Source organism: Nocardia sp. NPDC005978, assembly GCF_040614455.1.
GTDB lineage: Bacteria > Actinomycetota > Actinomycetes > Mycobacteriales > Mycobacteriaceae > Nocardia.
The window spans coordinates 1-13,006 of sequence record NZ_JBEXUS010000107.1 but is presented as its reverse complement, the minus strand read 5'-3'; the positions used below and the strand labels follow the sequence as shown (position 1 = coordinate 13,006).

Sequence of the window (13,006 nt, the reverse complement as noted above, 5' to 3'; positions counted from 1 at the left end):
AACACAGGTGTCTGCGTGAGCGATGACGAGAATGCGAAGGTCGTGCCGCTGTTTCGGGAGGCCGGGGACGATCCCGGAGCCGGACCCTCCTGCGCGGCGGTGCGGCCCGGCCGGGACGAGGACCTGATCCGCCGCCTCACCGTGCTCCTCGCGGCGGTGGGCGGCGGCGACCGGGACGCGTTCACCGAGCTGTATCGGCTCACCAGTCATCGGGTCTTCGGCCTGGCGGTGCGCATGACGCGCAATCGAGCCACGGCCGAGGAGATCGCCCAGGAGGTGTACCTCCAGGCGTGGTCGATGGCCGAACGCTACGACGAGCGGGTATCGAGCCCGATGGGCTGGCTCATGATGCTCACCCATCGGCGCACGGTCGATCGCATCCGGGCGGAGAATTCCGCCGCCGGACGCGAAATCGCCTACGGGCATTTGTATCTGGGTCGCGACCACGATGCGGTGTCGGAGGCGGTCGAGCAGCGTTTCGAAGAGAACGCGGTGCTGCACTGCCTCGAGACCCTCACCCCGCTCCAGCGCGAGACCATCGCGCTGGCCTACTACGGCGGCCGCACCTATGCCGAGGTCGCCGACCATCTGGGCACGCCCGTGCCCACCGTGAAGACACGAATCCGCGACGGACTCAAACGACTAGCGGCCTGCCTGACAGGAGGTGACCTGCGATGAGCATTATCGAGCGGCCGGACATGGATGATCTGGCCGAGCTCGCCTATCCCTACGCGCTCGACGCGGTGAGTGCGGCCGAACGCGACGACATAGACCGCCGGCGCGAACGCGCCGACCGGGTGACCGCCGCGGAATTCGACGCCGCCGTCAGCGCGGTGCGCGAGGCCATGGCCGAGTTGAGCGTGCTCGACGCCTGTGCGCCCCCCGCGGAGGCCGAGGACAGGCTCATGCGCGCCCTCGATCGGATGCTGCGCGCGGCCCGGGACCAGAGCGGATACCTCGCCCGCGCGCCGCGTCCGGTCAAGCCGCAGCCTTCGGACAAGCGCAGATGGGGACTGGGACCCTTCACCGGTATCGATACGCTGGCCGCTGTCCTGCTGCTGGTGGTCCTGGGTACGGGACTCGTCTTCGTCGTGCAGCGCACGGACGATCGGCCCGCCATCGACGCGCTCTCCAGCTCGCTGATCGACCGGCAACCCGACGTGACGACCCGCGTGGTTCGCGTCTCCGGTGGCGGCGAACTCGAAATCCAGGCCTCGGCGGCGCTTTCGGCGGCGTCCATACGCTTTCTCGCGGTGCCCCCGCCACCCGCCGGGCACGCGTACCAGATCTGGCTGGTGCAGATGGGCGGCGAACCGCGTTCTGCCGCAGTCCTGCCCGAGCTCACCGAGACGCCCGTGGTCACCGCCTTCCGGCCGACCGACACCCTCGCGGTGACCCTGGAACCGGCGGCGGGATCACCGCAGCCGACCACCGAACCGGTGGCCAGTATCAATCTCCTGACCTGAGCCGGCCGCGTCCGGACCGAACCGAGAGCAGTCATCATGTCCGCGCCTCCCAGCACAGAGCAAGTGCCGCAGCAGAGTTCGACCGGGAGAGCGCGAGGCCGGCTCCGGGGAGCAGTAGCGGGCCTGCTCGCGGCGGCCACGGTGCTGGGGGTGGGGCATCTGGTGGCGGCGTTCATCGATCCCGCGTCCTCACCCTTCTTCGTACTGGGCGCGACCATGGTCGATCACACCCCGCACGAACTCAAGGACGCCGCGATCCGGCGCTTCGGCAGCAATGACAAACTCGCGCTGTTCGTTTCGATGGCGCTGGTCATGGCGGTCGGCGCGGCACTGGCGGGCCTGCTCGAGCGCCGCCGGCCTTACGGCAGCATCGCGCTGCTGGTCCTGGGTGCGGTGACAGCGGTGGCGGCGCTGCAAAGACCCACCGCCACGGTGTGGTTCGTGCTCCCGACGGTGATCGGGATCGCGGCCGGCGTCCTGGCGCTGCGCATGCTGGTGGCGGGCACGCCGTCCCCGCCGGCCCCCGCACCCGCGGCGCTGTCCAGACGCCGATTCCTGGTGTCGGCGGCCGCGGTCGGCGCGCTCGCGGTCGGCGCGGCCGCCGCCGGGCGGGTGCTGGGCGCGCGATTGCGCGACGTGGTCGCGGATCGGGCGCGATTCCTGCTGCCGCGAACCGGGGTCCCGGCCCCGGAGGTGCCGGCGGACGCGCGGCCGGATGTGCCCGGGCTGACGAGCTTCATCACACCCGCCGACGACTTCTACCGGGTCGACACCGCGTTGCAGATACCGGCGCTGACGAGTTCGGACTGGCGGCTGCGCATCCACGGAATGACCGATCGCACCGTCGAATTCGACTTCGATCGACTGCGGCAGTTGACCCCGGTCGAACGCGTGCTCACCCTCACCTGCGTCTCCAACGAAGTCGGCGGCACCCTGGCCGGGACCGCCCGCTGGCTGGGATATCCACTGGCGCAACTGCTCGGCGCCGCCGGCGTGCGCCCGGACGCGGACATGCTGCTCTCGCGCAGCATCGACGGCTTCACCGCGAGCACGCCGCTGGCCGCGGTGCTCGACGGTCGTGATGCGCTGCTGGCCATCGGCATGAACGGCGCCCCGCTGCCGCTGGCGCACGGCTATCCGGCTCGTCTCATCGTGCCCGGGCTGTACGGGTACGTCTCGGCCACCAAATGGGTGGTCGACCTCGAGGTGACTCGTTTCGATCGTGCGACCGCGTACTGGACCGATCGCGGATGGGCCGATCGCGCGCCGATCAAGACCGCCTCGCGGATCGACGTGCCCGCTGCGTTCGCCACCGTCGCGGCCGGCCCGGTGACGGTCGCGGGGGTGGCCTGGGCGCAGCGCCGGGGGATAGCCGGTGTCGAGGTCCAGGTGGACGACGGGCCTTGGCAGGCCGCGACATTGGCCGCGGAGTATTCCATCGACACCTGGCGGCAGTGGACGTGGCAGTGGACGGCGACCCCCGGTACCCACACAATTCGGGTGCGTGCGGTCGATCGGTCCGGCGAAACACAGTCCGAACAGCGGACTCCGCCGTTCCCGAGCGGGTCGACCGGATGGCACAGCAGGGTGTTCACGGTGCGCTGAGCACTTGAAATAAAAGGATTTTCCCTATCGGCCGGGCGCGATTATGACGCGTCCGGCCGATTCGTGCTGCGGTACCGAATGATTCATCCGCGATGTCCGAATTGTGTGGATTATCAATTCTTTTCGAAAGGAACCAATCCGGACGCTCGGTCTGAACGAACTCCATCATCGAGCGTTGCAGAAAATTTGCTGCCACTGGTTGCGGCGCTCACCGTGTTCACAGCGGTTGTTCTGCTTCCCGGGAAATGTCCAGATTCCTATCGGTGATTGGAGTGTTCAGATGACCGCCTTGGCCCTGGATCCGGCAGGTCGTGACGCATCGGAAATCATGGTTTCGTTCCCGCTGTCAGCAGCGCAGACCGGTATTTGGAACGCTCAGCACATCGCCCCGGACGTACCGCTGACGGTGGCGCAGTACGTGGAGATTCGCGGCGACTTCGATTGCGCGCGCCTCGAGACGGCTTTGCGTCGATGTGCTACGGATTTGCAGAGCCCCTGGCTCCGGATCGTGGAGGTCGAGGGCAATCCTCGCCAGTTGGTCGGACCGGACGAACCGGTCGAGATCCCGCGGCACGACTTCCGCTCGTGCGACGACCCCCGGGCCGCCGCCATGGTCTGGATGCGCCAGGACGCCGCGGTCCCGATTCCGCTGCTGGGTGATCGTCTGTTCAGCACCGCCGTGCTGCGCACCGGCGATCACGAATACCTGTGGTTCGCCAAGATGCACCACATCGCCATCGACGGCTACGGCGCCATGTTGCTGGTGGCCCGGATCGCCGAGCACTACAACGCCCTCACCGACGGCACGGCCCCGAGCCCGTCGACCGCGCACGACGTGCACTCCATCTACGAGTCCGAGCACGCCTACCGCGAATCGGCCGCCTTCACCGAGGACCAGCGGTTCTGGCGGGGCAGGCTCGGCGCCCTGGACTCGATCTTCAGTCTGAGCGATCGCTACGGCGCTGCCGAGGCCGAGCGCTGGGTCGAGGGCGGGGTGCTCGCCCCCGCGTGCGCGGCGGCGCTGGACGCGGTTCGCGAGCGTTTCGCCGCGTCCCGCCCGGCCCTGCTGACCGCGGGTGTCGCCGCCTACCTGGCAGCGGTCACCGGCCGCTCGCAGGTCTCGCTGAGCCTGCCGGTCACCGCCCGCACCACGCCCGAGCTACGCATGTCCGCGGGCTACGTCTCCAATGTGGTTCCGCTGTCCTTCGATATCGCCGCCGGCGCCACGGTCGCGGATCTGGTGGGCGCGGTGGACCCGAGCATTCGCGACGCGCTGCGTCACCAGCGCTACCGGCACGAGGACATGCAGCGTGACCTGGGCGCGGGCGGCGAGCACCGCGGCTTCTTCGGCCCGGTCGTCAATATCATGCTGTTCCACAACGGCATTCGCTTCGGCGACGCCGAGGCCACGATGCACCTGCTGTCCACCGGGCCGGTGGAGGACCTGTCGATCAACATCTACAACGGGTCCGGCGACGGCGGCCTGCACGTGGACTTCATGGGCAATCCGGCGCGCTACACCGCCGCCGAACTGGCCGCGCACCACGGGCGCTTCCTGGCATTCCTGACCGAATTCCTCACCAGCGCACCCGAATCCGAACTGGACGCGCTGCCGGTACTCGGTGCGCGCGAACGGGAGCTGGTGCTGCGGGAGTGGGCCGTGCCCCCCGCGCCCGCGCCCGCCCCCGCGCGCACCCTGACCGACCTCTTCGACGCCGCGGTCACCGCGCACGGCGCCGCGACCGCGCTGTCCTGCGATGGCGTCACCCTGACCTACCGTGAGCTGGACGCGCGCGCCAACCGCCTCGCCCGCGCACTGGTGCGCTACGGCGCCGGACCCGAAACGCTGGTGGCCGTGGCGCTGCCGCGCTCGGCCGAGCTGGTCGTCGCGCTGCTCGCGGTGATCAAGTCCGGTGCGGGTTACCTGCCGGTCGATCCGGACTACCCCGCCGACCGCATCGCCTACATGCTCGCCGACGCCCGTCCGGTCTGCGCGATCTCCGACGCGACCCTGCCGATCACCCTGCCCGCCGAATTGCCGGTGCTGCACGCGGAATTCGGCGCTGACGGCGCGGAGTGCGCCCCGCTCACCGACGCCGATCGCCTGGCCCCGCTCACCCCGGCCAACATCGCGTACGTCATCTACACCTCCGGCTCCACCGGCCGGCCCAAGGGCGTGCAGATCCCGCACGCGAACGTCGCGACGCTGTTCCGGAACACGCACGGCGACTTCGGCTTCGGGCCGCAGGACGTGTGGACGCTGTTCCACTCGTACGCGTTCGACTTCTCGGTCTGGGAGCTGTGGGGACCACTGCTGTACGGCGGCACCCTGGTCGTGGTGGATTACGAGACCTCGCGGTCGCCCGCGGATCTGCTGGCCCTGCTGCGCCGCGAACGCGTGACCGTCCTGAACCAGACCCCGTCGGCGTTCGCCCAGCTGGTCGAGGCCGACCGCGCCGCGGCCACCCTCGATCCGGAGCAGTCGCCACTGGCGTTGCGCTACATCATATTCGGCGGCGAGGCGCTCGAGCCGCGGAGACTGACCGAATGGTACCGCCGGCACCGCGACGACGCGCCCCGGCTGATCAACATGTACGGCATCACCGAGACCACCGTGCACGTCACCCTGCGCGCCCTGGACCGCGAAGCGGCGGCGACCGGCGGCGGCGGGATCGGCCGCGCCATTCCGGGCCTGGGCACCTACGTGCTCGATCGCCGGTTGCGCCCCGCGCCGCCGGGGGTGGCGGGGGAGATCTACGTCTCGGGCGAGCAACTGGCCCGCGGCTACCTCGGGCAGCGCCCGCTGACCGCGGCGCGTTTCGTGGCGAACCCGTTCGGCGCACCGGGCACCCGGCTCTACCGTTCGGGTGACCTCGGACGCTGGACTCCCACCGGGGAATTCGAGTACCTGGGCCGCGCCGACGACCAGGTGAAGGTGCGCGGTTTCCGCATCGAACTCGGCGAGATCGAAGCCGCCGTGCTGGCCCAGGACGCGGTCGGCCAGGTCGCGATCATCGTGCGCACCGACGACGCGGGCGAATCGAGCATCGTCGCCTACGTGGTGCCCGCGACCGCGGGCACGCTCGACATCGCGGTCCTGCGCGCGGGCGTGGCCCTGCGCCTGCCCGACTACATGGTGCCCGCGGCCTGGGTCGTGCTGGACGCCATTCCGCTGACCAGCAACGGCAAGCTCGATCGGCGCGCGCTGCCCGAGCCGGTCGCGGCGACCGTGACCTACCGCGCGCCGGTGACCGCGGCCGAACGCGCGGTGGCCGCGGTGCTGGCCGAGGTGCTCGAGATCGAGCGCGCCGGCCTCGACGACGGCTTCTTCGCCCTGGGCGGCAATTCGCTCAGCGCGACCCGGGTTGCCGCGCGGATCGGCGCGGAACTCGCTGTCTCGGTACCGGTTCGGCTCGTGCTCGAGGAGAGCACCGTCGCCGGGCTGGCCGCCCGCGTGGCGACCCTGCTGCCGGAATCGGGCGCTGCGGCGCTGACCGCGGGACCGCGCCCGGCGCGCATTCCGCTGTCCCCGGCCCAGCAGCGCCTGTGGTTCATCAACCGCTTCGATCCCGAGGCGTACACCTACAACATCCCGTTCACGCTGAGCATGCGCGGCGAGCTGGACGTGGCGGCGCTGCGGTCCGCGCTCACCGACCTGGTGGCCAGGCACGAGCCGCTGCGCACCGTGTTCCCGGACGGGCCGCACGGCCCGCACCAGATGATCCAGCCCGCCGCGAGCATCGACCTGCCGGTGCTCGAGGTGCCCGCCGCCGACCTCGGCGAGCGGCTGCGCGCGATCGCCGCCCAGGGCTTCGATCTCGTGCGCGAGAGCGCGCTGCGCGTGCGCCTGCTGCGCACGAACCCGCGAGAGCATGTGCTGGCCATCGTGATTCATCACATCGCCGCCGACGGGTGGTCCCTGGCTCCGCTGCTGGCCGACCTCGGTGTGGCGTACGCGGACCGGCGCGCGGGCCGGACACCGGCGCTGCCGCCATTGGCGGTGCAGTACGCGGACTACAGCCTGTGGCAGACCGCCGCGCTCGGCGACCTCGCGGATCCGGCCAGCGTCGCGGCCGGCGAATTGGCCTTCTGGCGTGCCGAATTGGCGGATCTGCCGGATGAGCTGTCGCTGCCCTACGACCGCCCGCGCCCGGCGACGCAGTCCTTCCGCGGCGCGAAACTGGACCTGGCCGTCCCCGCACCGGTGCACGCGGAGCTGCTGCGCCTGGCCCGCGCGCACGACGCCACCCTGTTCATGGCCGTGCACGCGGCATTCTCGGTCCTGCTGGCCCGCCTGTCCGGCAGCGCCGACGTCGCCGTCGGCACCCCGGTGGCCGGGCGCGGCGAAGCCGAACTCGACGCGCTCATCGGCATGTTCGTCAACACCGTGGTCTTCCGCTCGCGGCCCGAGCTCGGCGAGTCCTTCGCCGATCTGCTCGTCCGGCAGCGGCCGCTGGACCTGGCGGCCTTCGCTCACACCCGGTTGCCCTTCGAGCGCCTGGTCGAGGTGCTGAACCCGGTGCGCTCCACCGCCCGTCACCCCCTGGTGCAGGTCGGGCTCTCCTTCCAGAACCTCGGCCGAATCGGGGTCGCGCTGCCCGGACTCGAGGTCACCGGCAGTGCCATCGAAACCGGTGTGGCACAGTTCGATCTGCAGCTCGTGCTCACCGACCGGTACGACGAATCCGGCGCGCCCGCCGGGATCGACGGCCACTTCGTCTATGCCACCGATCTTTTCGACGAGCGCACGGTCGCCGGCTTCGCCGAGCGGTTCACCCGTTTGCTCACCGACGCGGTCGCCCGGCCGCAGGCCGCCCTCGGCGATCTGGACCTGCTCGAGCCTGCCGAGCGCCGGCGGATCCTGCACGACTGGAACAGCACCGCGCACGCCCTGGACACCCGCCAGACCCTGGCCTCGCTGTTCGCCGCCCAGGCCGCCCGCACCCCGTCGGCGGTGGCGCTCGTCGCGGACACCGCGAACGGGCCCGAGACCCTGACCTATCGCGAATTCTCCGAGCGCGTCAATCGTCTCGCCCGGCATCTGATCTCGCTCGGCGTCGGTCCCGAGACCCCGGTCGCGCTGGCGCTGCGCCGCTCGGCCGAGCTCATGATCGGCATGTACGCGGTGGCGGTCAGCGGCGGCGTCTATGTGCCGATCGATCCGGACCAGCCCGCCGATCGCCTGGAGCACATCCTGGCCACCGCGGCACCGCGCTGCGTCCTGAGCACACGGGCGGACGCCGCGGGCCTGCCGCCGGTCGAGGCGCCGGTGCTGGCGATCGACACCCTGGATCTGTCCGCGGTGCCGCCGTACCCGGTGCTGGACGGCGAGCGGCGCACGCCGCTGCGCCCGGACCACACCGCCTACGTCATCTTCACCTCCGGATCCACCGGGCGGCCCAAGGGCGTGGCCCTGCCGCATCGCGCGGTGGTGAACCAATTGCTCTGGAAGCAGGACGCTTTCGGACTCGACGGCGACGACACCGTCTTGCTCAAGACCGCGGCGACCTTCGATCTGTCGGTGTGGGAGTTCTACTCCGGCATGCTGGTCGGCGGCCGCACGGTCATCGCGGCCCCGGACGGTCATCGCGATCCGGCGTATCTCGGCGCCCTGATCGGCGAGCGGCGCGTCTCGGTGCTGCATCTGGTGCCCTCCATGCTCACCGCGCTGATGTCCGGGCCGCGCGCGGAACTGCCCGCCACGGTGCGCCTGGTGCTCGCCATCGGCGAGGCGCTGCCCGCCGCGGTCGCCCAGCGCTTCCGCGACGCCAATCCGCACATACAGCTGTGGAACCTGTACGGCCCCACCGAGGCCGCGGTGTCGGTGACCGCGCACCGCGTGGGCGACGCCGACACCGGCGCGGTCCCCATCGGCAAGCCCGAATGGAACACCCGCGTGTACGTCCTGGACGCCCGGCTGCGGCCGGTGCCCGCGGGCGTGGTGGGTGAGCTGTACCTGGCGGGAATCCAGTTGGCGCACGGCTATATCGGCCGCGGGGTGCTGACCGCCGAGCGTTTCGTCCCGGACCTGCACGCCGTGAGCGCCGGCGAACGCATGTACCGCACCGGCGATCTCGCGGCGTGGAACGCCGACGGTGCGCTGGAGTACCACGGGCGCACCGACTTCCAGGTCAAGGTGCGCGGGTTTCGCATCGAGCTCGGCGATATCGAGGCCGCACTGCTGGCGCAGGACGGCATCGAGGCCGCGGTCGTGGTCGCCCGCGCCGACGGTGCGCGCGGCGATCAGCTCGTCGCGTATCTCGCGCCCGTGTCCGGGCGCACGATCGCGGCGGACGTGGTGCGCGCGGCTCTCATGGCCGCGGTACCGGCGTACATGGTCCCGGCCGCGATCATGGTGCTGCCCGCGCTGCCGATGACCGCCACCGGCAAGGTCGATCGCCGCGCCCTGCCCGAACCGGTCTTCGCGGTCGCCGCCTATCGTGCGCCCGGCACCCCCGCCGAGCACACCGTGGCCGGGATCTTCGCCGAGGTGCTCGGGGTGGATCGGGTCGGTCTGGACGACGACTTCTTCGCCGCCGGCGGCAATTCGCTGCTGGCCACCAAGGTCGCCGCCCGGCTGGACGCGGCCCTGGGGGTGCGCGTGGAGGTGCGCGCGCTGTTCGAGGCGCCTACCGTCGGCGCGCTGGCCACCTTGCTGGCGGGCGCGAGTTCCGCCGGTGAGCGGCCGGTGCTGGGCGCCGCGGCGCGGCCCGCTCGCGTGCCGCTATCCCTGGCACAGCAGCGCCTGTGGTTCCTGAACCGCTTCGACACCGATTCCGGGGCGTACAACGTCTCGGTCGGCCTGCGCGTGCGCGGCCCGCTCGAGGCCGAGGCGCTGGGGCAGGCGCTTGCCGACGTCGTGGCTCGGCACGAGGTGCTGCGCACCCTGTTCCCGGAGGACGCGGACGGCCCGCACCAGGTGGTGCTGCCGGTCCAGGAAACCGTGGTGCCCTTCGCACACCTCGTCGCGCGCGTGGACACCGGCGCGGGAACGGACTCGGCCGAAGCCGACGCCCGCGACTTCGCCGCCGCCGGTTTCGATCTCACCGCGCAGCTGCCGATTCGAGCGGCCCTGATCCGGGTCTCCGATCAGGATCACCTGCTCGTGATGGTCGTGCACCACATCGCCGCCGACGGCTGGTCGCTGACACCGCTGGCGGGGGATCTGGCCGCGGCCTACGCCGCCCGCCGGGCGGGCGCGGCGCCGGACTGGACACCGCTGCCGGTGCAGTACGCGGATTACAGTGTGTGGCAGCGCGAATCGCTCGGGAGCGAGGACGACGACCGGAGCCCGGCGGCCCGCCAGCTCGCGTACTGGCGCGAGCGGCTCGCGGATCTGCCCGAATGCCTGGAACTTCCGGTCGACCGCCCGCGCCCGGCGGTGGCCTCTCAGCGCGGTGACACCCTGCGCACGCACCTGGACGCCGATCTGCACGCGGCGCTGCACGCCCTCGCGCAGCGGTCCGGGGTCAGCGTGTTCATGGTGCTGCACGCGGCGCTGGCGACCCTGCTGTCCCGCCTGGCCGCCACGTCCGATGTGGCGGTGGGCACCCCGATCGCGGGCCGGGCGGACACCCGCCTCGATCGGCTCGTCGGCATGTTCGTCGGCACCCTGGTGCTGCGGACCGAGGTCGCCGCGGACCGCAGCTTCGCGGCGCTGCTGGACACGGTGCGCGAAGGTGATCTCGATGCGTTCGCGCACGCCGAGCTGCCCTTCGAACGCCTGGTGGAGGTGCTCGAGCCGGTGCGCTCCCCGGCACATCACCCGCTGTTCCAGGTCATGCTGTCGGTGCACAGCGCGGTGCCCGAGACGGTGCCGCTGCCCGGCCTGGACACCACCGCCGCGGCCATCTCGGCCGGGGTGGCGCGCTGGGACCTCGAGTTCACCCTCGTCGAAAAGCGTTCCGCGCAGGGCGCTCCCGCCGGTGTCGACCTCGAACTGACCTATGCCACCGACCTGTTCGAGGCCGCCTCGGCCCGGCGTCTGGTCGAACGCTTCATCCGGATCCTGACCGCCGCCGCGGCCGCGCCCGACACCCTGGTCGGGGAGCTGCCGCTGCTGTCCGGCGCGGAGATCGCCGCGCTGACACCGGTCCGCGGCGAGCCGGCCGCACCGGTGAGTTCGCTGCCGGAGATCTTCACCGCCGCGGCCGCCATCGATCCCAACGCCATCGCCGTGCGCCTGGGCACCCACGAGCTGACCTACGCCGAACTCGACCGCCGGTCGAACCGGCTCGCCCGGCTGCTCATCGAACGCGGTGTCGGACCGGAATCCGTTGTGGCGCTCGCCATCGCGCGCTCCATCGAATCGGTGACCGTGACCGTGGCCGTCGCCAAGACCGGCGCGGCCTTCCTGCCGGTCGATCCCGCGTACCCGCGCCCGCGCCAGGAGCACATGCTCACCGATTCCGGTGCGCGCTTCGGCCTGACCACGACGGCGCATCGCGAGGACCTGCCCGCAGCGGGCGTGACGTGGCTGGCCCTGGACGACCGGGCGATCGTGAGCGCGCTGTCCGGGCTGTCCAGCGCGCCGATCACCGACGCCGATCGCACACGCCCGCTGCGGATTTCGCAGCTGGCCTACCTCATCTACACCTCCGGCTCGACCGGCGTCCCCAAGGGCGTGGCGGTCACGCACGCCGGCATCGCGAACTTCACCCGCACCATGGCGGACCGGTTCGGCGTCGTCTCCGGTTCGCGCACACTGCATTTCGCCTCGCCGAGTTTCGACGCCTCGATCCTGGAACTGCTGTTGACCTGGGGTGCGGGCGCGACCATGGTGATCGCCCCGCCGCAGATCTACGGCGGTGAGGAACTGGCCGAACTGCTCGAGCACGAAGGGGTGACGCACGCCTTCCTCACCCCGGTCGCGGTGGCCGGGCTCGGCGCGGGCGGGCGCACGCTGCCCGCGCTGCGCGGGCTCGTCGTCGGCGGCGACGCGGTCGGCCCGGAACTGCTCGACCGCTGGGCGGTGGACCGCGCGCTGTTCAACGCCTACGGACCGTCCGAAGCGACCGTGGCGGTGGCGATCTCCCACGCGCTGACTCCGGACCGGCAGGTGGTGCTGGGCGGGCCGATTCGCGGCACCGGCCTCGCGGTGCTGGATCGCAGGCTGCGCCCGGTCCCGGTCGGCGTCGCCGGTGAGCTGTACATCGGCGGCGCGGGCGTCGCGCGCGGCTACCTGTCGCGCCCGAGCCTGACCGCGTCCCGCTTCGTCGCCGACCCCTACGGGGCCGCCGGGGACCGCATGTACCGCACCGGCGATCTGGTGCGCTGGACCGCCGAGGGCGAACTGGTCTTCCTCGGCCGCGGCGACGACCAGGTCAAGGTGCGCGGCTTCCGCATCGAACTCGGCGAGATCACCGCGGCCGTGGCGGCCGCCGGGGCGGTCGGCTTCGCGCACACCGAGGTCCGCACGGACACCGCCGGTCGCGCGCACGTGGTGACCTACGTGCTGCCCGAGGAGTCCGGGACGCTGGACGTGCGCGCCCTGCGCACGGCCCTGGGCGCTCGCCTGCCCGCGCACATGGTGCCCTCGGCGATCGTGGCGCTGGACTCGATTCCGTTGTCGCCCAGCGGCAAACTCGATCGCAAGGCCCTGCCGGAACCGGTCTGGGACCTCGGGGTCGCGGGCCGCGAGCCCGCCACCCCCACCGAGGCCCTGGTGGCCGCCGAGATGGCCCGCATGCTCGATCGCGAACGCGTGGCCGCGGATCACAGCTTCTTCGAATTGGGCGGCAACTCGCTCTCCGCGACCCAGCTGGTCTCCCGGCTCGCGGTCTCCTGCGGGCATCGGCTCGCGGTCAAGGAGGTTTTCGAGCATCCGACCCCCGAGGGGCTGGCCCGGCTGCTGGACGCGGCCGCGGGCGCGCCGGAGGCTCGATCGTCACGCCCATCGACAGCTGCCTGCGCCCGGTGTCGGTGCCATAGGCGCA

General features: G+C 71.6%; 4 protein-coding genes. All 4 read left to right on the top strand.

Annotation, left to right across the window (positions count from 1 at the left end; all coding sequences use genetic code 11):
* Nucleotides 1-15: 15 nt before the first annotated feature.
* Nucleotides 16-678 (top strand): ECF RNA polymerase sigma factor SigK, encoded by a 663-nt coding sequence (sigK, locus tag ABZ319_RS32675; RefSeq protein WP_354990397.1) that lies wholly within the window; start codon nt 16-18, stop codon nt 676-678.
* Entirely contained in the window at nt 675-1,466 is a 792-nt protein-coding gene (locus ABZ319_RS32670) for an anti-sigma factor (protein ID WP_354990396.1), read from the top strand. Before sigK ends, ABZ319_RS32670 begins: the two co-directional genes overlap by 4 nt.
* Before the next feature lie 150 nt (nt 1,467-1,616).
* Nucleotides 1,617-3,071, top strand: coding sequence for a molybdopterin-dependent oxidoreductase (locus ABZ319_RS32665; protein ID WP_354990395.1), 1,455 nt, complete (start codon nt 1,617-1,619; stop codon nt 3,069-3,071).
* A gap of 280 nt (nt 3,072-3,351) precedes the next feature.
* The coding region (locus tag ABZ319_RS32660; RefSeq protein ID WP_354990394.1) for an amino acid adenylation domain-containing protein at nt 3,352-13,006 on the top strand (9,655 nt) is incomplete at its 3' end.